We start from the raw sequence: 19,971 nt of genomic DNA, 5'->3' as shown, positions 1-19,971 counted from the left end.
TCGGCACGGCCCCGGCGCCCGGCGGACGGGGGCGCCGCTAGCGTCGGGGCCGTGCCCAGGACCGCCAGAGCCGACCGGGTCGAGCGCGCCGAGCTGCTCGACTTCCTCCGCCCCCGGCACCGCGCGGTGCTGCTCACCCGCCGCCGCGAGGGCGGCGTGCAGCTGTCGCCGGTGACCTACGGCGTCGACGCCGCCGGGCGGGTCGTCGTGTCCACCTATCCGCAGCGCGCCAAGGTGCGCAACGCCCGCCGCGACCCCGCCGTCTCGATGTGCGTCCTGTCCGACGAGTTCGACGACGCGTGGGTGCAGGTCGACGGCCGCGCCGAGGTGCTCGACCTGCCCGAGGCGCTGGAGCCGCTGGTCGAGTACTACCGGTCGATCAGCGGCGAGCACCCCGACTGGGACGAGTACCGCGCCGCGATGGCACGGCAGGGCAAGTCGCTGCTGCGGATCACGGTCGACGGCTGGGGCCCGGTGGCCACCGGCGGCTTCCCGCCGGAGCTCGCCCAGTCCTGAGCGGCACGCCGGGCAAGCCCAGGAGCTTGCACCCGGTCCGCCCGGCGGCCACGCTGCGCGCGTGTCCCTGTCGGCGTCGGTGGCCGTCGCCTGCGCCCCGCTGACCGCGGGCGCCCCGGCCGGGAGCCCGCCGGCGGCGCTCGGGTCCCGGGCACGGCCGGCCGGGGAGGGCTGGGTGGCCGTCGTCGACGACGCGGCCGTGGACGCCGTCCTCGCGCTGGTGCGGGAGGGCGGCCGTCGGATCGGGGTGGGCGCGGCGCCGCCCGGTCTCGGCGACGGGCCGGTGGTGCTGGCCGCGCGCCGTGCCCTGGAGGCCGCCCGGCGCCGTCCGGCCCGGCTGGCGGTGCGCGGGACCGACGCCGTGGCCGCCGCCGACGCCCAGGCCGTGCTCACCGCACTCGCCGTGCTGCTCGCCCGGCGCAGTGCCGCGGCGTGGGCGGCCGTCGACCTGCTGGCCGCCGGCGCCACGCGAGCGGCCGCCGCGGCCACGCTCGGCGTCTCGCGGCAGGCGGTCGCCCAGCGTCTCGCCGCGGCGTCCTGGGACCTGGAGCGCGAGCTGCGGCCCACGGCGGCCCGGCTGCTCGACCGCGCCGCCGGCTGACGTCCCCGCACGGGGGACACCGACGCGCGGGGTGATCACCGCCCGGGGGAGGATGCGGGGGTCCCGCTCCCCAGGAGGTCTCCTGTGTCCGAACCCGTGCAGCCGCTGCGCAACTCCGAGCTCCTCGGCGTCTACCTCAACGACCACCTGGCCTCGGCCACCGGCGGCATCGAGCTGGTCTGCCGGATGATCGGCGTGCACCGCGGCTCGCGGTGGGAGGCGCCGCTCACCCAGCTGCTCGACGAGCTGCGCGACGAGAAGTCCTCGCTGCTCGGCACCGCCCGGACGCTGGGCGTCCCGGTGCGCCAGTACAAGCAGTTCGGCGTGTGGCTGGCCGAGAAGGTCACCCGCGCCAAGCTGAACGGGCGGCTGCTCTCGCGCTCGCCGCTGTCGGACCTCGTCGAGTTCGAGTTCCTGGCCTCGGGCGTGCGCGCCAAGCGCAGCGGGTTCGAGACGCTGCGGATCGTGGCGGAGGTCGACGACCGCCTGGACAAGGCGGAGATGGACCGCCTCATCGACCAGGCGCACCGCCAGTACGAGTGGCTCACCGACGCGCGCCGCGACGTCGCCGCCGACGTCTTCGGCGGCCGGGCGCAGGCCGCGGAGCGCACCGGAGGTCACTGAGACCGGGGGGCACCGAGCAGCGCCGCCGGCCGGGCTGGTAGCACTGCGGGCATGTGTCACGACCCCGCCGGCCGCCCGCCCGCCCCGCCGCGCACCGGCGCGGTGGGGGACACCGGGCAGATCGTCCTCACCGCGGCCGACGGGACGGAGTTCTCCGCCGCGTACGCCCTGCCGGCCGACGTCGCGGCCGCCACCGCGGGGGTGGTGGTCCTGCCCGACATCCGCGGCCTGCACCCCTACTACGTCGCGCTGGTCGAGCGGTTCGCCGAGGCCGGCGTGCCCGCCGTCGCCCTCGACTGGTTCGGGCGCACAGCCGGCACCGCCGAGGGCGGCACCCGCGACGCCGGCTTCGACTGGCAGACCCACGTCCCGCAGACCACCCCCGAGGGGGTCGACGCCGACCTGGCCGCCGCGATCGCCGAGCTGCGCCGGCGCACCCGTCCGGGGCTGCCGGTGGTCACCGTCGGCTTCTGCTTCGGCGGGAGTCACTCCTGGCGGCAGTCCGGCGGCGACCTCGACGTGGCCGCCTGCGCCGGCTTCTACGGCCGGCCGGTGCTGGTCGGCGACGCCGCGTCCCGCGCCTCGCGCCCGACGCTCATGCTCATCGCCGGTGCCGACGCCGCCACGCCCGTCGAGGACCAGCTCGCCCTCGCCGGGACCATGCGCGGCGCGGGCGCCGACGTCACCACCGCCGTCTACGACGGCGCACCGCACTCCTTCTTCGACCGGGCCGCGCCCGAGTGGGAGGACGCCTGCCAGGACGCGTGGCGGCGGCTGCTCGACCTCGTCGACCGGGCCGGCAGCGGGGTGTCGTCGTGAACGAGCCGATCGACCCCGGTGTCCTCGAGCTGGCCCGGCGGGTCTTCGACCTGGCCCGCTCCGGCGTCACGGAGGAGCTCGCCGCCTACGTCGACGCCGGGGTGCCCGTCGACCTGACCAACGACAAGGGCGACACGCTGCTGATCCTCGCCGCCTACCACGACCACCCGGAGACGGTCGCCGCGCTGCTGGCCCGCGGCGCCGACCCGGGGCGGGTCAACGACCGGGGGCAGACGGCGCTGGCCGCGGCGGTGTTCCGCCGGTCGGAGGCCGGGGTGCGCACGCTGCTGGACGCCGGTGCCGACCCCGACGCCGGTGGCCCCAGTGCCCGCGAGACGGCGGCGTTCTTCGACCTGCCGGAGATGACCGCGCTGCTCGACCGCCGCGTGGGCTGAGGTCCACCCGGCAGCAGTCACGGCGTGACACCCTGTGTGCCGCGTCACCGAACGGGGGGAGGGACGTCCATGGCCGCGCCGACACACCTGCCCGGCCCCGGTGCGGACGGGCCGCCGTCCGGAGCCTCCCGGATGGTCCCGCCGCCGGAGGCCACCGACCTGCCCGCCGGCCTCCGCCTCGACGGCGTCGACGACGTCCTCCGCCCCGACGGCGACGCGGGGGACGGCGGGGCGCTGGACGGCCGGGGACCGGACGGCGGGGCGGGATCGGAGCCGTCCGCCCTGGCCGGGAGCCGCGTGCTGCCGCGCTGGCTGCTGCTGCTCGTCGGCGCCGCGGCCGCGACGATCGCCGTCGCCGGGGTGCGGGAGATCGCCTGGCTGATCGCGCCGGTGATGCTGGCCCTCGTCGTCGTCGTGGCGCTCATGCCGGTGCAGCGCTGGCTGCTGCGCCACCACGTACCGCGCTGGGCCGCGGCCACCGTCCTCCTGGTGCTCGTCTGGGGCGTGCTGCTCGGCCTGGGTTCGCTGCTGGTGGTCGCCATCGCCCAGTTCGCCGTCCTGCTGCCCGACTACGCCCCGCAGTTCGCCGTCCTGCTCGACGACACGGTCCGGCGGCTCGACGAGGCGGGGCTGTCGTCGACGCAGATCTCCGAACTGGTCGACCGGTTCGACTACGGCCAGCTCGTCGGCGTGGCCACCGGCCTGCTCGCCCGGGTCACCGACACCGCGACCACGCTGGTGCTGCTGCTCTCGGCCATGGTCTTCCTCGCCATCGAGTCCGGCGGCTTCGGCCGGCGGCTGGCGCTGGTGGCCGAGGACCGGCCGCACCTGCCCATCGCGCTGGGCCTGTTCGCCCGGGGCACCCGCAGCTACCTGCTGGTGAGCACGGTCTTCGGCGCGATCGTGGCGGTGGGGGACACCATCGCGCTCGCGTGGCTCGACGTGCCGATGCCGGTGCTGTGGGGGCTGCTGTCGTTCATCACCAACTACGTGCCCAACATCGGCTTCGTGCTCGGCGTCATCCCGCCGGCGCTGCTCGGCCTGCTCGGCGGCGGCTGGCCCGAGTTCTGGGCGATCCTCGTCGTCTACGCGCTGCTCAACTTCGTCGTCCAGACGCTCATCCAGCCGCGGTTCGTGGGCGACTCGGTGGGCCTGTCGATGACGGTCACCTTCCTCGCCCTGCTGTTCTGGGGCTGGGTGCTGGGCGCGCTGGGCGCGCTGCTGGCCATCCCGCTCACGCTGCTGGTGAAGGCCCTGCTGGTCGACGTCGACCCGCGCGGGCACTGGCTCGACGCCCTGCTGCGGGAGGAGCCCCGGCCCCCGCGGACCAGTCGCGCACGCCGGCGCGCGCACGACCGCCGGGCGGCGCTGGCCTCGGTGCGGTCGCTGCACCCGCACTGGCCCACACGACGCGGATCGCCGGACTGACCTGCGCGGACGCGCTCGCGGCACGGAATGTCGGACCCCCGGAGGACGTTGATCCGTAGTCGGGCAGCGCGCCCGGCAGCACCCCCTGAGGAGGACCCGTGAAGGGCGATCGCATCGAGGTCGTGATCGACGCCGGCGGCACGACCCGCACGTACGAGATCGAGGCCACCCGTGCCGGGCGGCGCGTCGACGTGAGCCACGGCCGCGGCGTCGTGGAGGTCGTCGAGAGCACCCGCGGCGGCACCCCCGTCCGCACCGCGCGGTTCATGTCCGGCCGCGTGCTCGCGCTGGTCGAGCACCCCGCGTCCCGCGTGGTCATGGACGACGACGAGCCGGTGACGGCGCTGCGCCGCACGGCATGAGTGAGGGCCTCCCTGCCCCCCGCCACTCGCACGCTCGCGGCGGGCCCCTGCAGGGAGGCCGAGGTAGCGGAACGGACCACCCCGGCGCCCCTGAGCCGGTGGTCGTGGTCGGGCTGCAGGGCGCGGGCACGTCCACGTGGGTGCAGCGGCACCCGGTCGCCACGCACGCCGTGGTGAGCACGGACCACCGGCCCCGCGCCCGCCGGCGGGAGGCCCGGCAGCGGCGCGTCGTCGCCGAGCTGCCCGCGGCATGGCGCAGCGTCGTCGTCGACGACTCCAGCCCCTCGCCGGAGGAGCGCGCACCGCTGGTGGCCGCGGCCCGCGCCGCCGGCCTGCCGGTGCGCGCGGTGTGGGTGGACACCCCGCGGGAGGAGTGCCTCGCCCGGGTGGAGACCCGCAACGCCGCCCGTGAGGAGCGGGCCCGTGTCCCCCTGGTCGGCGTGCCGGCCGCACGGGAGCGGTTCCGCCCGCCGTCGGAGGACGAGGGGTTCGACCGGGTCGACGTCGTGCGTCCCGGGAGCCGAGCGGCGGAGCGCCGGGTGCGGCCGGGCGGACCGGTGCGGTAGACACTGCACGCCCGTCCGCCCCCGCCCCTCCCGGAGGTCCCCCCGTGCTGGCCAGCATCGGCTACGCCGTCGCCTACACCGCCGTCGGCCTCGTGCTGCTGGCCCTCGGCTACCTCGCCCTCGACCTGTTGACGCCCGGTCACCTGGGCCGGCACATCTACGAGGACCGGTCGGTGAGCGCGGCGATCGTGCTGTCGGCGGGGTTCCTCGCCCAGGGCGCGATCATCTTCACCACCATCTGGAACAACGCCACCGCCGGCTTCGGCCAGGCGCTGCTCTACACCGTGGTGTTCGGCGTGCTCGGCGTCCTGCTGCAGGCGGTGGCGTTCCTCGTCCTCGACCTGCTCACACCGGGGAAGATGGGCGCCCTCGTCACCGAGGTCCGCTTCCACCCGGCCAGCCTGGTGAGCGCCGCGGCCCAGCTCTCGGTGGCCGCGATCATCGTCGCCTCCATCTGGCCCTGATCCCGGCGCGGCGGACCCGCCGGAGGAGCGCCCGGGGCCCGACGTAACGTGTCCGGCGCAGCGCGGGTCCCCCACCGGTATCGGCCGGGAGGGGCGACCCCGGACCGGACGGCTGGCGACGACGCCGCCCCCACCAGCGAGAGGAACTGCAATGAGCGAGGCAACCCCCCGCGTCGCCATCGTGACCGGCGCCGCGCGCGGCATCGGTGCCGCGACGGCGCAGCGGCTGGCCGCAGACGGATACGCCGTGGCGGTGCTCGACCTCGACGAGGCGAACACCAAGGAGACCGTGCAGGCCATCGAGGCCGCCGGCGGCACGGCGCTCGGCGTGGGCGCCGACGTCAGCGACGCCGAGCAGGTGCAGGCCGCCGTCGACCGGGTGGCCGCGGAGCTCGGCCCGCCGGTCGTGCTGGTCAACAACGCGGGCGTCACCCGCGACAACATGCTGTTCAAGATGACCGAGGTCGACTGGGACGTCGTCATGAACGTGCACCTGCGCGGTGCCTTCCTCATGGCGCGGGCCTGCCAGAAGTACATGGTCGACGCGAAGTTCGGCCGGATCGTCAGCCTGTCGAGCGTCTCGGCGCTGGGCAACCGCGGCCAGGCCAACTACGCGACGGCCAAGGCCGGGCTGCAGGGCTTCACCAAGACCCTCGCCATCGAGTTGGGCAAGTTCGGCGTCACCGCCAACGCGATCGCGCCGGGCTTCATCGAGACCGAGATGACGAAGGCCACCGCCGAGCGCATGGGCATCGCCTTCGACGACTTCATCAAGGGCGCCGCCTCGCAGATCCCGGTGGCCCGCGTCGGCCAGCCCGAGGACATCGCGCACCTGGTGTCGTTCTTCGTCAGCGAGGGCGCCGGCTTCGTCTCCGGCCAGGTCGTCTACGCCGCGGGCGGCCCGCGCGCCTGAGACAGGCCCCCCGCCCCGGTCAGGGGCCGACCAGAGGGCCCGGCCGGGAGTCTCCCGGCCGGGCCCTCCGGCGTTCCGCGACCGTCCCGTCCGACTTCACGCCGTGCAACGTTGCACGCTGTGCAACGGAGGTGTCATGCTGGTCGGCGTGACGGGTCCCGGGCTGCGTGAGCGCAAGAAGGCCGACACCCGGGCCGCGCTCGCCGCCGCGACGCTGCGGCTGGCCGTCGAACGCGGCTGGGCGAACGTCACGGTCGAGGCGATCGCCGCCGCGGCCGACGTCTCCTACCGCACCTTCTTCAACCACTTCGCCTCCAAGGAGGAGGCCCTGCTGCAGCCGGCCGGTGCCCGGCCCGGGCGCTTCGCCGAGCTGCTCGCCGCCCAGGACGCCGCCCTGCCGCCGTTCGACGCCGCCCGCGCGGTGCTGCACGTCGAGCTGGCGCCGGTCGACGACCCCGAGGGGTGGCGGCAACGCATGGGCGTCCTGGCCGCCGAGCCCACGCTGATGGCCCGCGCGGTGGCGGTCGGGTCGGCCGGCGAGCGTGAGATGGCCGAGGCCCTCGCCGCCCGCAGCGGTCTCGACGCCGACGCCGACCTGTACCCCACGCTGCTGGCCGCCGTCCTCGGTGCCGCGCTGCGCGTCGCGCTCGTCCGCTGGCAGTGCGCCGGTCCCGGCGCGGACCTGCCCGCCCTCCTGGACCAGGCACTCGACCTGCTCGCCGCGGGCCTCCCCGCCCCGCCGCCGACCGCCTGACACCACCCGACCGACCTCCCCGACCGGCCGGTGCCGCCCGGTCCGGCCCCTCCCACACCCCTGCTCGCTCCCCAGGAGACACCCGTGTCCGCTCCGGCCGACCCCGCCGTCCCGGCAGGCCCGCCGCCCACCGCAGACCCCGTCGGCGATCCCGGGCCCGGCATCGCCGCGCCGATGAGCCGCCGGCAGGTGCTGCAGGCCCTGTCGGGCCTGTTCATGGGCATGTTCGTGGCGATCCTGGCGGCCACCGTCGTCGCCAACGCGCTGCCGACGATCATCCCCGAGCTCGGCGGCAGCCAGTCGGTCTACACCTGGATCGTCACCGCGGAGCTGCTCGCGATGACGGCGACCGTGCCGCTGTGGGGCAAGCTCGCCGACCTGGCCGACCAGAAGCTGCTCATCCAGCTGTCCTTCGGCCTGTTCGTCGTCGGCTCGGTGCTGGCCGGCGCCTCGCAGGACGCCACGATGCTGATCGTCGCCCGCGTGCTGCAGGGCGCGGGCGCCGGCGGCCTGACCGCGCTGGTGCAGATCGTGATGGCGGCGATGATCCCGCCGCGCGAGCTCGGCCGGTACGCCGGTGTGTTCGGGGCGATCTTCGCCGTCGGCACCGTCGCCGGTCCGCTGATCGGCGGCGTCCTGGTCGACACCTCGTGGCTGGGCTGGCGCTGGTGCTTCTTCCTCGGCGTGCCCTTCACCCTCGCCGCGATGGTGCTCATCCAGCGCACGCTGCAGCTGCCCGCGGTCCCGCGGCGCCGCGTGCACGTCGACTGGCTGGGCGCGCTGCTGCTCACCGCCGGCGTCAGCACCTTGCTGATCTGGGTCACCCTCGCCGGCAACCGCTTCGACTGGCTCTCGGCGCCGACCGCGCTCATGGTCGGCGGCAGCGTCGTCCTGCTGGTGCTGGCCGTGCTGGTCGAGGCCCGCTCGCCCGAGCCGGTGATCCCGCTGGGACTCTTCCGCAACCGCACGGTGACGCTGGCGATCGTCGCCAGCGCGCTGGTCGGCATCGCGATGTTCGGCGGGACGGTCTTCCTGTCGCAGTACTTCCAGGTGGCGCTCGGTCACTCACCGACCCGCGCCGGCCTGCTGTCGCTGCCGCTGGTCGCCGGGCTGCTCGTCTCCTCCACGGTGGCCGGTGCGCTGATCACCAGGAACGGCCGCTGGAAGCGCTGGTTGGTCGCCGGCGGCGTCCTCATGGTCGCCGGCTTCGGCCTGCTGGCCACCATCGACGCCGCGACGTCGACCTGGCTGCTCGGCGCCTACATGGTCGTCCTCGGCTGCGGCGTCGGCATGCTGATGCAGAACCTCGTGCTCGCCGCGCAGAACGACGTCCCCGCCGCGGAGCTGGGCACCACCACCTCGGTGGTCTCCTTCTTCCGCAGCCTCGGCGGCACGATCGGCGTCAGCGTGCTGGGTGCGGTGCTGGCCGCGCGGGTCGCCGACGGCCTGGGCGCGCTCGGCGGCGGGGCCCCGGCCCCGGGCGGCGGCGAGGCCGCGGCGCCGGACGTCTCGGTGCTGCCGCCGGAGGTGGTCGCGCTGGTGCAGGGCACCTACGCCGACGCCACCGCGGAGCTGTTCCTCATCGCCACGCCGCTGGCCGCGCTCGCCCTGCTGGTCGTCCTCTTCATCCCCGAGAAGGCGCTGAAGACGACCTCGGGGTCGCAGCGGCTGGCCGAGGAGGGCTCGCCGGCGCCGGTGGCGCACTGACCGGACCACCGGACGGGAGGGCCGCGTACGTCACGCCGGCCGGCGGGCACAGCGCCCCGCCGACCGGCGTTGCACCGATCGTGAGCGAACCGTTCCGCCTCGTCGTCCTCGGTGACTCGATCGCGTACGGCACCGGCGCCTCGCGGGTCGAGGACGGCCTCGGCCCGCGGCTGGCGCAGGTCCTGCGCAGCGAGGGCATCGAGGCCGACCTCGCCGTGCTGGCCGTGCCCGGCGCGGTCTCCCACGACCTCGCCGCCCAGGTGCGCCGGGCCGCGCCGTTGGACGCCGACCTCGCCGTCGTGGTGATCGGCGCCAACGACCTCGCCCGCTTCCTGCCCGCCGAGGCGGCCACCGCCGCGCTCGGCGCCGCCGTCCGCGAGCTGCGGGCCGCCGGCACCGACGTCGTCGTGGTCCCCGCGCCGGACATGTCCAGCGTGCCGTTCGTGCCGCCGGCGCTCCGGCCGGTGGTGCGCGCGGCGTGCGCGGTGCTGCAGCAGCGTCAGGCCGAGGTCGCCCGGGCGCACGGTGCGACCGTCGCCGCGGTGTCGGCCGAGGTGGGCGGCGCGTTCAGCCGTGATCCGTCGCTGTTCTCCGCCGACCGGTTCCACCCCTCATCGGCCGGCTACGCGCGGATCGCCGCCGCCCTGGCCCCGACCGTGCTCGCCGCAGCCCGCGACCGCCGGGACCGCCGGGCCGCCTGAGCGACCCGGCGGCCCGGCGGGGCTCACATGTCGCGGTAGCGCTTCGCCGCGGCGGCGGCCTCGGTCAGCCGGCCGGCGTCGAGGTCGGGACCGTAGCCGGGGGTGTCGCGCTGCACCCGCCAGCCCTCCGCGAGCGGCCCGAGGTCGACGACGTCGAAGCCGAGCTCGTCGATGAACGAGGCGACGGTCTCCTTGGCCGAGGCGTCGTCGCCGGCGATCGCCAGCGCCCGCCGGTTCGGCGTCCCCGGCGGCGTCCGGCGGGCGGTCAGGTCGGCGGCGTAGACGTGGTTGAACGCCTTGACCACGCGCGAGCGCGGCAGGTGCTCCTGCAGCAGCTCCGAGGTGGTCGCCGTCTCGTCGTCGAGCGCCGCGATGTGACCGTCGCGCTCCGGGTAGTAGTTGTTCGTGTCGATGACGACCTTGCCGGCCAGCGGCTCGACCGGGACGTCGTCGACCGCCTTGAGCGGCACGGTGACGACGACCAGGTCGCCCGCGGCCGCGGCCTCGGCCGGGGTGGCCGCGCGGACGGTGCCCGTCCGGGACGGGCGGTCGCCGAGGGCGTCGACGAGGCCGGCGAGCGTCTCGGGGCCGCGGGAGTTGGAGAGCACGACGTCGTAGCCGATGTCGGTGGCTGCCTGTGCGAGCGCCGTGCCGATGTGGCCGGCGCCGATGATGCCGAGGGTGGTCATGTCTGGCGGCAACGCGCAGGTCCGCGCCTCATTCCCCCCGGCTCGGCACAGGAAGCTGTCCGCACGTCTCCGGCGTCGATCCGTGCGGAGAGCTTCCTATGCCTCGTCCCGGTCCAGCGCGTCGGCCAGGAGCTCGGCGAGGTGCCGGCCGGTCCGGTCGGACAGCTGGTCGAGCTGCGTGCGGCAGGAGAACCCGTCGGCGAGGACCACGGCGTCCGGCCCGGCCTCGCGGACGGCGGGCAGCAGCTGCTGCTCGGCGATCGTCACCGAGACGTCGTGGTGCCCGCGCTCCACGCCCCAGTTGCCGGCCAGCCCGCAGCAGCCGCCGAGCCGGGTGACCGTCGCGCCGGCGCTGCGCAGCAGCCGCTCGTCGGTGGCCCAGCCCATCACCGCGTGGTGGTGGCAGTGCGGTTGCGCGACCACCTCGACGCCGGCCAGCGACGGCGGCGTCCACCCCTCGGTGGCGGTGAGCAGCTCGGCCAGCGTCCGGGTGCCCGCGGCGACCCGCTCCGCGGCGGGGTCGTCGAGCAGCTCCACGGCGTCACTGCGCAGCGCCGCGGTGCACGAGGGCTCCACGCCCACGATCGGGACGCCGGCGTCGGCCAGCGGCGTCAGCTTGCGCACGGTGTCGCCGAGGATGCGGCGCGCGGTGTCGAGCTGGCCGGTGGTGGTCCAGGTCAGGCCGCAGCAGGTGTCCTCGCCGGGCACCTGCACGGAGTAGCCCGCCGCCTCGAGCACCCGGGCCGCGGCCAGGGCGACCTCGGGGGCGAAGTGGTCGGTGAACGAGTCGACCCACAGCGCCACCGGGGCCCCGCCGCCCGGGCGCGCCGTCCACTGCTGCCGGAAGGTGCGCCGTGCGAACGCCGGCAGGTCGCGCCGCTGGTCCACGCCGGCGCCCCACTTCGCCACCCGGCCGCCGAGCCGGGAGCGCAGGACCGCGTTGACCAGCCGCGGGGCGCGGGCGGCGAGGTCGGACCACATCGGCAGCTTGCCGAGCGTGTAGTGCGACAGGGGCCGGATCCGGCGGCGATAGCTCTGGTGCAGCACCTCGGACTTGTAGCTGGCCATGTCCACACCGGTCGGGCAGTCGCGCGAGCAGCCCTTGCACGACAGGCACAGGTCCAGCGCGTCGTGCACCTCCGGCGAGCGCCAGTCCCGTACCGGGCCGCCGGGGGCGAGCATCTCCTGCAGCACCCGGGCGCGGCCGCGGGTGGAGTCCTTCTCCTCGCGGGTGGCCGGGTAGGACGGGCACATCACCGCGACGCCCGACGGCTCGGCCCGGCACTTGCCGACGCCGGTGCAGCGGTGCACGGCGGAGGAGAAGTCGCCCTCGTCGTGCCGGTAGGCCAGCGCCAGCCCGGTGCGCAGCCGGGGCGCGGCGGCCACCCGGACGTCGTCGTCGAGGCGCGCCGGGCGCACCAGCACGCCGGGGTTGAGCACGTCGTCGGGGTCGAACAGGCCCTTGACGCGGGCGAACAGCTCGAGCGCGGCAGGGGAGTACATGGTGCCGAGCAGCTCGCTGCGGGCGCGGCCGTCACCGTGCTCGCCGGACACCGACCCGCCGTAGCGGGCCACCAGCCGGGCGGCGTCCTCCACGAAGGCGCGGTAGGCGGCCCGGCCGCGGTCGGGCTCGCGGCCGAACGGGAAGTCGATGCGCACGTGCACGCAGCCGTCGCCGAAGTGCCCGTACGGCACGCCCTGCAGCCCGTGCTGCTCCAGCAGTGCGTCGAACTCCCGCAGGTAGGCGCCCAGCGAGGTCACCGGCACCGCGGCGTCCTCCCAGCCGGCGTGCGCGGGACGGCCGTCGGAGGTGCGCGCGGCCAGCCCGGCGCCGTCCTCGCGGATCCGCCAGATCGCCGCGGCGTGCGCGACGTCGGTGACCACCAGGCTGTCCAGCGCGCCGGCGTCGGCCACCACACCCGCGCCCTTGGCCTGGACCTCGGCGACGGTGTCGCCGGTCAGCTCCACGATCAGCCAGCCGGCGCCCTTCGGCAGGTCCGGGACCACCGCGGCCGGCACGTCGCGCAGCCGCTGCACGATCCGCTCGTCGAGGCCCTCGACGGCGGTCGGCCCGTGCCGCAGCAGCCCCGGCGTCGCGTCGGCGGCGTCGGCCATGGAGGGGTAGCCGAGCACGACGAGGCCGCGATACGGAGCGTCGGCCACCAGCCGCACGGTGGCGCCGAGGACGACCGCCAGCGTGCCCTCGCTGCCCACCAGCGCGCGGGCGACGTCGAAGCCGTGCTCGGGCAGCAGGTGCTCCAGCGAGTAGCCCGACACCTGCCGGCCGAAGGTGCCGAGCTCGGTGCGGATGGTGCCGAGCCCACCGGCGACGAGGGTCCGCAGGTCCTCCAGCCCGGGGGTGGCCGACCCGGAGGCCAGCCGCAGCCGCTGCCCGGAGCCGGTGACCACGTCGAGGCCCACGACGTTGTCCGAGGTGCGGCCGTAGCCCAGCGCCCGCGAGCCGCAGGCGTTGTTGCCGATCATCCCGCCGATCGTGCAGCGGTTGGACGTGCTCGGGTCGGGCCCGAAGCGCAGCCCGGCGGGCCGGGCCGCGGTCTGCAGCGCGGCCTGCACGACACCGGGGTCGACGACGGCGGTGCGCGACTCGGCGTCGACGGAGTGCACCCGGTGCAGGTACCGGCTGGTGTCGACGACGACGCCGGTGCCCACGGCGTTCCCGGCGATCGAGGTGCCCGCGCCGCGCATGGTGAGCGGCACGCCGAGCTCGCGGCAGACCTCGAGGGCGGTGACCACCTCGTCGGCGGCCCGCGGCCGGACGACGGCGCGCGGCAGCACGCGGTACAGCGAGCCGTCGGAGGAGTACAGCGCGCGGGCGAGGCCCGAGTCGTCGACGTCGCCGATCCCGGCCCGGCGCAGGGCGGCGGTGACCTCGGTGGTGGCGGCGTCGGGACCGGCGGCGGTGGTGCTCACCGGCCCAGTGTCCCCGGTGCCGTCCCCCGAGGCGGACGGCACCGGGGAGGCGGCACCGGGGGAGGCGTCAGTCCTCGGTGGGCGGCTCGTCCTCCCCGGACTCCTCCGCCTCGTCGGCCTCCTCCTTGGTGTGGTGCACCGCGCCGTCGGCGTGCTCCGGCGGGCCGTAGACGGTGTAGAGGACCAGCGGGTTCGGCCCGGTGTTGAGGAAGTTGTGCTTCGTGCCGGCCGGGACGACGACGAGGTCGCCCTGGGCCACCTTCTTCGTGGCCCCGCCGACCTTCGCCTCACCGATGCCGCTGACGAAGGTGAGGATCTGGTCGATGTCCTCGTGGACCTCCTCGCCGATCTCCCCGCCCGGCGGGATGGTCATGACGACGAGCTGGGTCTTCGTCCCGGTCCACAGGACGCGGCGGAAGTCGGGGCTCGTCTCGGCCTCGGTGGCGATGGTGAAGTGGATGACGGACGCCATGGGCGGCGCTCCTCCCTGTCTCGTGGCACCTGGACGGTGCACATCGGACGGGCCTTGCCCCCCAGCCGCGCCGCCCATGCCTGTGCCCCCGTCGGGGTGGTGCGCCGGCGCCGCGTCCTGCTACCGTCGCCCCACCTCGGTTGGACTGTCCAACCGACCTGCTGCTGGGGGCGCGCGTGTCCCGTCCGGTCCGGTCCCGTCCCGACGCCGCACCTCCCGCCGGCGGTCGGCCCGTCGCCGTCCTGCAGCGGCGGACCCTCACCGTGGTCGCGGCCAGCACGCTCGTCGTCCTCGCCGCCTTCGTCACCCCGCTGGCCACCTCGGTGGCCACCGCGGCCGACCTGGGCACCGGCGCGGGCGGGCAGGCGTGGCTGCTGTCGGCGATGAGCGTCGGGCTTGCCGCCGCGCTGCTGGTCACCGGCGCGGCCGCCGACGACCTCGGCCGCCGCCGCGTGTTCACCGCGGGCCTGGTGCTGCTCGCCGTCGGTGCCGCGCTGACGGCCGCCGCGGGCTCCACCGGGGTCTTCGTCGCCGGCCGGCTGGTGGAGGGCGTCGGCGGTGCGGCGGTCCTCGCCTGCTCGCTGGGCCTGATCGCGCAGGTCTTCCCGCTCGGGCCGGCGCGCGCCCGCGCGGCGGCGGTCTGGGGCGCCAGCCTCGGGGCGGGGACCGGAGTCGGCGGGCTGGCCGCGGTGCTGCTCGACGGCGAGACCGGCTGGCGCGCCACGCACGCGGCGGCCGCCGTCGTCACGCTGCTGCTGGCGGTGGCCGCGCGGCTGCTGCTGCCGGAGGCCGCGCCGGGACGCCGTCCGCGGGTCGACGTCCCCGGACCGGTGCTGCTCGTGGCCGCGGTGTGCTGCCTGCTCGTCGGGCTGGTGGCCACCCGCACCGGCGCGGGGACCGGCGCCGTGGTCGGGCTGATCGCCGGCGGCCTCGTGCTGGCGGCCGCCTTCGTCCTCGCCGAGAGCCGCGTGCGCACGCCGATGGTCGACCTCGGGCTGTTCCGCGTGCGCGGGTTCGTGGCCGCGACGCTCGGCGCGCTGGTCACCGGCGCGGCCACCGTCGGGCTGATGTCCTTCCTGGCCACCGTGCTGCAGCGCGCCCTGGGCGAGAGCCTGCTGGCCGTGACGGTGCTCGTGCTGATCTGGTCGGCGGTGGCGACGGCGACGTCGGTGGGGCTGCGCTGGCTGCCGGGGATCGACGGGCGGGTGCTGCTGGCCGGCGGCCTCGCGGTGTCGGCGGCGGGGCTGGCCGCGCTCGCCGTGCTGGACACCGGCAGCCGCGCCACCGCCCTGCTGCCGGGCCTGGTCGTCCTCGGCGTCGGCTACGGGGCGGCCAACGCCGCGCTCGGCCGGGAGGCGGTGGCGCACGTGCCGGCCGAACGGGCCGGCATGGGCAGCGGGGCGAACAACACCGCCCGCTACCTCGGTGCCGCCGTCGGGGTCACCCTCGTCGTGCTGCTGGTGACCGCAAGCGCGCCCGCCGGCACGGCGGCCGGGCTGCTCGCTGGATGGGACGCCGCCGCGTTCGCCGGCGCCGGGCTCAGCGCGGCCGGGGCGCTGGCGGTGCTGGCACTGCGACCGGCCCGCCGCTGACGGCGGTGGCGGCCACGGCGGCGTCGGCCTCCGGATCGGGCGCCGCCGCGCGCATCCGCAGCAGGCCGACGCTCACCAGCAGCAGTCCCGCGCCGGCGGCGGTGCCGACGGCGGAGAGCACCGACAGCCGCCCGGTGGCGGCCAGCGCCTCCACCCCGACGCACTCCAGCGCGACGGCGACCCAGACGGCCGCCGCCGCGACGCGGTCGGCGGCCGCGATGCCGGAGTAGAGGAGCAGCTGGGCCAGGGCGAACAGCGCGCCGCAGGCGGTGAACACCCAGGCCCAGCCGCCGAGCGCGCTCCCGTAGGCGTCGCCGCCGACCAGCGGCAGCGCGGCCGGCCCGAGCGCCGCCGTGGCGACGGTCAGCAGCGCGCCCGACCCGCCGACGACGGCCAGCGCCCGGGGCAGCTCGCGCCGCCGCGCCGCGGCGTCGGCCAGCCGCGGCAGCACCACCACGCCCACGCCCTGCGGCAGCCAGTAGGCGACCTTGGCGAACACCGCGCCCACGGCGTACTCCCCGGCCAGGTCGGCGGGGAGGTGGTGGCGGGCGAGCAGGACGTCCAGGTTCACCAGCAGGACCAGCCCCAGCAGCGCCCCCGCGGCCCGGACCGCCGCACGCGCGGGCTCCCGCAGCCCGCGGGACACCCCGGGCCGCCCGGCGCACAGCCACGAGACCGCGGCGCCGGCCGCGCACCCGGCGGCCATGCCGGCCAGTGCCGCCGACGGCGTCCGGCCGAGCAGCAGTCCGGCCAGCGCGCCCAGGGTCTTCAGCGACCCGAAGGCGACGACGACCGCTGCCAGCCGCCCGTGCCGCCCGGTGCCCTGCAGGACGCCGTCGTACGCGCCGGCCAGCGTGTGCGGCACGAGGACGGCGACCATCCAGGCGGCCGCCGTGGCGTCGGGCAGCCGCAGCAGCGCGACCACCGGTGCCAGCACGACGAGGCCGGTCAGCCCGGCGGCGAGCGCGGTGGCCAGTGCGGTGGCGTGCAGCCGCGGCACCTCGTGGGCGGCCCGGGCCGGCGGCCGGCCGCCCAGGCGCAGGGCGGTGGCGGTCTGCAGCCCGGTGGCCGGGACGATGCCGACCAGCAGCACGCCGAGGAGGGCGGCCAGCTCGCCGTAGGACGCCGGGGTCAGCACGCGGGCGGCGAGCACGGTGACGACGTAGGACAGCGCGCTCACCGACAGCAGCGCCCCGGACACCAGCGCCGCCGGCGCCACGCGGGCCGCCCGGCTGCGGGGCACGCTCACGCCGCCGACCTACGCTGCTGGCGCCCGGGAGCCGGGGACGACGGGGGAGAGGTGCGCGCGTGGACTCCGCCGTCGACACCTCCGCCGCCGACACCTCCGCCGTCGACACCTCCGCCGTCGACGCCGCCGTGCGGCCCGACCGGTCGCCGTGGCCGGCCCGCGCGCTGGCCCTCGCCGTCGCGCTGCTGGTGACCGCGCCGGTGCTGGCGCCCGGGTACGTGCTGCTCGCCGACATGGTGTTCGTGCCGCGCCAGGACCTCGACCTCGACGCCCTCGGCCTGAGCGGCGCGCTGCCCCGCGCGGTGCCCGCCGACGCCGCGGTGGCGCTGGCCACCGCCGTGCTGCCGGGCTCGCTGGTGCAGGCAGCGGTGCTGCTGCTCACCGTCTCCGCCGCGGTGCTCGGGGCCGCGCGGCTGGTGCCGCCGGGCCGCGACGGCCGCCGGGGCGCCGCCGCGGGAGTGGCCGGGCTGGTCTACGGCTGGAGCCCCTACCTCGCCGAGCGGCTGCTCATCGGTCACTGGACGCTGCTGCTGGCCTGGGCGGCCCTGCCGTGGATCGTGCGCGCCGGCCTGCGGCTGCGCGCCGACTCGCCCCGGGCGCTGCCCTGGCTGGTCCTCGCCGTCGCGCCCGCCGCGCTGAGCCCGACCGGGAGCCTGCTCGCCGCGGGGGCGCTGCTGGCCGGCACCGGCCGGCGACGGGCGGTCCGCGGTCTGGCCGTCGTCGCGCTGCTGTCGGCGCCGTGGATCGTGGCCGGCCTGCTCGCACCGGCCGCCGGGACGTCCGATCCCGCGGGGGTGGCCGCCTTCGCCGCGCGCGCCGAGAACTGGGCGGGCGCCGTCGCGGCCGTACTCGGTACCGGCGGCATCTGGAACGGCGCCGCGGTGCCGGACAGCCGCGCGTCCGCCCTCGCCCCGCTGGTCACGGTGCTGCTGCTCGCGGTGGCCGTCGCCGGCTGGGCGCCGCGCGCCACCCGCTCGGGCGCCGGCGGCCGGCTGCTCGTCCTCGGCGCCGGCGGGCTGCTGCTCGCCGTCGCGGGCGTCCTGCCCGGGACCGCGCAGCTGCTCGAGGCCGCCGTCGCCGGGGTCCCGGGGACCGGCCTGCTGCGGGACGGGCAGAAGTGGGCGGCCTGGCTCGCACTGCCACTGGCCGTCGGCGCGGGACTCGGCGCCCGCCGCCTGGCCGCGGCGGTGCGGGGCGTCCTCCCGGGGGCGGGCGCCGCGGTCGCCGTCCTCGCGGCGCTGCTGCCGCTGGTCGCCGTCCCCGACCTCGCGTGGGGCGTCGGCGGGCGGCTGCAGCCGGTGGCCTGGCCGGCCGACTGGCAGACGGTGCGCACGGTGCTCGCCCGCGACCCCGCCCCCGGTGACGTGCTGGTCCTGCCCGCCGGTGCCTACCGCGCGTTCGGCTGGAACGACGGCCGCGCGCAGCTGGACCCGGCGGCGCGCTGGCTGCCGCGGGCGGTGGTCGCCGACGACACCCTCGTCGTCGACGGGCGGGCGGTGCGCGGGGAGGACGACCGTGCCGCGCAGGTGCTCGCGGCGGCGGGCGACCCGGCCCGGCTGGCCCGACTGGGCGTGGGCTGGGTGCTGGTCGAGCGCGGGACGCCCGGCCCGGCGGTGCCCGCCGCCGTGACCGGACTGCCGCTGGTGGTCGACGGTGCCGACCTGCGGCTGCACCGGGTGCCCGGCGCGGAGTCGGGCCCCCGGCCGTCGGCCGCCCGCGCGGCTGCGGTGGGCGTCGCTCACGGAGCCGCCGCGGGCGCCGTCGTGGGCGCTGCGTTGTGGATCACGCTGGCGGCGTCTACTGTCGCGCTCCGTCGTCGCTCCTCGAGGAAACGAGTGCCCGCGTGAAGACCCTCCTGGTCGTGCTCCTGTCCCTCGGCGCCGGTGCCGGTGTCGGCGCCGCTGCCGTCGCCGGCGTCTCGGCCGTCGTCGACCCCGACACGTCCGCGGTCGAGCAGAGCGACCAGCAGTCGCTCGACGTCCTCGACTACGGCACCCGCGGCTGATCCCGGGCCGGCGTCCGCGCGTGCGGACGCCGGCATCCCCGCCAGCACCCCGAGCAGCTCCCGCGCCCAGCCCCGCACGCTCGACGGCCAGTCGAAGGCCGCCGCGTGGCGGGCCGCCGCCACCCCCATCGCCGTCCGCGTGACGCCGTCGCCCAGCAGCCGGTCCACGGCGTCGGTCAGCTCCTCGAGGTCGTCGACGAGCACCCCCGTGCGGCCGTCGAGCACCGACTCGGTGAGACCGCCGGCCGACCGGTAACCGACCGTCGGCGTCCGGTGCGCCCCGGCCTCGGTGACCACCAGGCCCCACCCCTCCTTGACCGAGGGGCACAGCTGCAGCCAGGCCGCCGCCAGCTCCGCGTGCTTGGCCGGCTCGTCGAGGAACCCGGAGAACTCGACCCGGTCGGTGATGCCGAGCCGGTCGGCCTCGGCCCGCAGTCGCTCCTCCCACCAGCCCTCCCCGACGATCGACAGCGTCAGGTCCGGCCAGCGCTCCTGCAGCCGGGCCACCACCTCGAGGGCGTGCTCCACCTGCTTGTGCGGGACCAGCCGGCCGAGCACCACGACCCGCGGCGTCGCCGAGCGGCGCACCGCCACCCGGGGCGCGGGCTCGATCCCGTTGGGGACGACGGCGACCCGCGACGGGTCGACGCCCAGACCGGCGAGCTCGGTGCGGGTGGCGTGCGAGACGGTGACGTACCGCGACCGCCGGTAGACCCAGGGCGCGAACCGCGACTCCAGCCACCAGCCGACCGCGCCGCCGACCCGGCCGAAGACGATCGGCCACTGCTCGCGGTGCACGTGGTGGACCAGGACGGTCACCGGCGCCCGGGTGACCAGCGGACTGCAGAAGGGCAGGCCGTTCTGGACGTCGACGACCAGCCGCGCCCGGGAGCGCAGCACGTGCAGCAGCGCCCGCGGGTAGACGCCGAGCCGGTTGCCGCGGCGCACGACCCGCACGCCGCCCACGACCTCGTCCGCGGGCGCGCGGTCGTGCGCGGCGCAGAACATCTCGACCCGCAGGCCCGCTGCCGCGAGGCCCTCGGCGACCCGGTGCACGTACCGTTCGGACCCGCCGCCCTCCGGGTGGCCGAGATCGCGCCAGTTGACGAAGAGGACGTCGGCCGGCGGTCTGGAGACGTGGATCACCCGCGGCACGATACAGACGGGTACCGGCCATTCCACC

The 19,971-nt window shown here is 76.9% G+C and carries 20 protein-coding genes; 15 read left to right on the top strand and 5 right to left on the bottom strand.

Annotation, left to right across the window (positions count from 1 at the left end; genetic code table 11):
• The first annotated feature begins 51 nt into the window (after nucleotides 1-51).
• From HLV61_RS20690 to HLV61_RS20630, 13 genes are all read left to right on the top strand, one after another.
• Nucleotides 52-516, top strand: a complete 465-nt coding sequence (locus HLV61_RS20690) for a PPOX class F420-dependent oxidoreductase (RefSeq protein WP_369258864.1) — start codon at nucleotides 52-54, stop codon at nucleotides 514-516.
• Between the two features lie 61 nt (nucleotides 517-577).
• Nucleotides 578-1,117 (top strand): hypothetical protein, encoded by a 540-nt coding sequence (locus HLV61_RS20685; RefSeq protein ID WP_369258862.1) that lies wholly within the window; start codon nucleotides 578-580, stop codon nucleotides 1,115-1,117.
• A gap of 84 nt (nucleotides 1,118-1,201) precedes the next feature.
• Nucleotides 1,202-1,741 carry a hypothetical protein gene (locus tag HLV61_RS20680; protein ID WP_369258860.1) on the top strand — a complete coding sequence of 180 codons (540 nt, stop codon included), beginning with the start codon at nucleotides 1,202-1,204 and terminating at the stop codon, nucleotides 1,739-1,741.
• 51 nt (nucleotides 1,742-1,792) lie between these two features.
• Nucleotides 1,793-2,560, top strand: coding sequence for a dienelactone hydrolase family protein (locus HLV61_RS20675; RefSeq protein WP_369258858.1), 768 nt, complete (start codon nucleotides 1,793-1,795; stop codon nucleotides 2,558-2,560).
• Nucleotides 2,557-2,955 (top strand): ankyrin repeat domain-containing protein, encoded by a 399-nt coding sequence (locus HLV61_RS20670; RefSeq protein ID WP_369258856.1) that lies wholly within the window; start codon nucleotides 2,557-2,559, stop codon nucleotides 2,953-2,955. Before HLV61_RS20675 ends, HLV61_RS20670 begins: the two co-directional genes overlap by 4 nt.
• A 69-nt stretch (nucleotides 2,956-3,024) precedes the next feature.
• A complete protein-coding gene (locus tag HLV61_RS20665; RefSeq protein WP_369258854.1) occupies nucleotides 3,025-4,383 on the top strand; it encodes an AI-2E family transporter in 1,359 nt (452 codons plus the stop codon).
• Nucleotides 4,384-4,481: 98 nt separating this feature from the next.
• A complete protein-coding gene (locus tag HLV61_RS20660; protein ID WP_369258852.1) occupies nucleotides 4,482-4,745 on the top strand; it encodes a hypothetical protein in 264 nt (87 codons plus the stop codon).
• A 98-nt stretch (nucleotides 4,746-4,843) separates the two neighbouring features.
• Entirely contained in the window at nucleotides 4,844-5,311 is a 468-nt protein-coding gene (locus HLV61_RS20655; protein ID WP_369258850.1) for an AAA family ATPase, read from the top strand.
• 44 nt (nucleotides 5,312-5,355) lie between these two features.
• Nucleotides 5,356-5,775, top strand: a complete 420-nt coding sequence (locus HLV61_RS20650; RefSeq protein WP_369258848.1) for a DUF350 domain-containing protein — start codon at nucleotides 5,356-5,358, stop codon at nucleotides 5,773-5,775.
• A 151-nt stretch (nucleotides 5,776-5,926) separates the two neighbouring features.
• Nucleotides 5,927-6,688 (top strand): 3-oxoacyl-ACP reductase FabG, encoded by a 762-nt coding sequence (fabG, locus tag HLV61_RS20645; RefSeq protein ID WP_369258846.1) that lies wholly within the window; start codon nucleotides 5,927-5,929, stop codon nucleotides 6,686-6,688.
• Nucleotides 6,689-6,836: 148 nt separating this feature from the next.
• Entirely contained in the window at nucleotides 6,837-7,442 is a 606-nt protein-coding gene (locus tag HLV61_RS20640) for a TetR/AcrR family transcriptional regulator (RefSeq protein WP_369258844.1), read from the top strand.
• A gap of 84 nt (nucleotides 7,443-7,526) precedes the next feature.
• On the top strand, nucleotides 7,527-9,149 hold the full coding sequence (locus HLV61_RS20635) for an MDR family MFS transporter (protein WP_369258842.1): 1,623 nt from the start codon (nucleotides 7,527-7,529) through the stop codon (nucleotides 9,147-9,149).
• An 80-nt stretch (nucleotides 9,150-9,229) separates the two neighbouring features.
• The gene (locus HLV61_RS20630) at nucleotides 9,230-9,850 is read left to right on the top strand and encodes an SGNH/GDSL hydrolase family protein (RefSeq protein WP_369258840.1); all 621 of its coding nucleotides are present in this window, start codon (nucleotides 9,230-9,232) and stop codon (nucleotides 9,848-9,850) included.
• A 23-nt stretch (nucleotides 9,851-9,873) separates the two neighbouring features.
• Here the strand turns inward: HLV61_RS20630 and HLV61_RS20625 are convergent, their stop codons facing one another.
• From HLV61_RS20625 to HLV61_RS20615, 3 genes are all read right to left on the bottom strand, one after another.
• Nucleotides 9,874-10,590 carry an NADPH-dependent F420 reductase gene (locus HLV61_RS20625; RefSeq protein WP_369258937.1) on the bottom strand — a complete coding sequence of 239 codons (717 nt, stop codon included), beginning with the start codon at nucleotides 10,588-10,590 and terminating at the stop codon, nucleotides 9,874-9,876.
• Between the two features lie 45 nt (nucleotides 10,591-10,635).
• Nucleotides 10,636-13,470, bottom strand: coding sequence for an FAD-binding and (Fe-S)-binding domain-containing protein (locus tag HLV61_RS20620; RefSeq protein ID WP_369258838.1), 2,835 nt, complete (start codon nucleotides 13,468-13,470; stop codon nucleotides 10,636-10,638).
• Between the two features lie 67 nt (nucleotides 13,471-13,537).
• The gene (locus HLV61_RS20615; protein ID WP_369258836.1) at nucleotides 13,538-13,942 is read right to left on the bottom strand and encodes a cupin domain-containing protein; all 405 of its coding nucleotides are present in this window, start codon (nucleotides 13,940-13,942) and stop codon (nucleotides 13,538-13,540) included.
• Between the two features lie 140 nt (nucleotides 13,943-14,082).
• Between HLV61_RS20615 and HLV61_RS20610 the strand changes: the two genes are divergently transcribed.
• On the top strand, nucleotides 14,083-15,534 hold the full coding sequence (locus HLV61_RS20610; protein ID WP_369258834.1) for an MFS transporter: 1,452 nt from the start codon (nucleotides 14,083-14,085) through the stop codon (nucleotides 15,532-15,534).
• Here HLV61_RS20610 and HLV61_RS20605 read toward each other — a convergent pair.
• Nucleotides 15,482-16,783 carry a hypothetical protein gene (locus tag HLV61_RS20605; protein ID WP_369258832.1) on the bottom strand — a complete coding sequence of 434 codons (1,302 nt, stop codon included), beginning with the start codon at nucleotides 16,781-16,783 and terminating at the stop codon, nucleotides 15,482-15,484. The genes HLV61_RS20610 and HLV61_RS20605 overlap by 53 nt on opposite strands.
• 59 nt (nucleotides 16,784-16,842) lie before the next feature.
• On the opposite strand from HLV61_RS20605, the gene HLV61_RS20600 reads away from it, so the two are divergent.
• Nucleotides 16,843-18,630: a hypothetical protein gene (locus tag HLV61_RS20600; RefSeq protein WP_369258830.1), complete on the top strand. Its 1,788-nt coding sequence runs from the start codon at nucleotides 16,843-16,845 to the stop codon at nucleotides 18,628-18,630.
• On the opposite strand, the gene HLV61_RS20595 is transcribed toward HLV61_RS20600, so the two are convergent.
• Nucleotides 18,522-19,934, bottom strand: a complete 1,413-nt coding sequence (locus HLV61_RS20595; RefSeq protein WP_369258828.1) for a glycosyltransferase family 4 protein — start codon at nucleotides 19,932-19,934, stop codon at nucleotides 18,522-18,524. The genes HLV61_RS20600 and HLV61_RS20595 overlap by 109 nt on opposite strands.
• Between the last annotated feature and the right edge of the window lie 37 nt (nucleotides 19,935-19,971).

This window comes from Geodermatophilus amargosae (genome assembly GCF_041028265.1).
In the GTDB taxonomy this organism is placed as follows: Bacteria; Actinomycetota; Actinomycetes; order Mycobacteriales; family Geodermatophilaceae; genus Geodermatophilus; species Geodermatophilus amargosae_A.
Note: the sequence above shows the minus strand (reverse complement) of the source record. Positions and strands in the feature narration are given on the sequence as shown.

What these genes read in the sequence shown, in the direction of transcription:
- HLV61_RS20675 (WP_369258858.1), top strand. Translation starts at nt 1,793, where the DNA reads ATGTGTCACGACCCCGCCGGCCGCCCGCCCGCCCCGCCGCGCACCGGC.
- HLV61_RS20665 (WP_369258854.1), top strand. Translation starts at nt 3,025, where the DNA reads ATGGCCGCGCCGACACACCTGCCCGGCCCCGGTGCGGACGGGCCGCCG.
- fabG (WP_369258846.1), top strand. Translation starts at nt 5,927, where the DNA reads ATGAGCGAGGCAACCCCCCGCGTCGCCATCGTGACCGGCGCCGCGCGC.
- HLV61_RS20615 (WP_369258836.1), bottom strand. Translation starts at nt 13,942, where the DNA reads ATGGCGTCCGTCATCCACTTCACCATCGCCACCGAGGCCGAGACGAGC.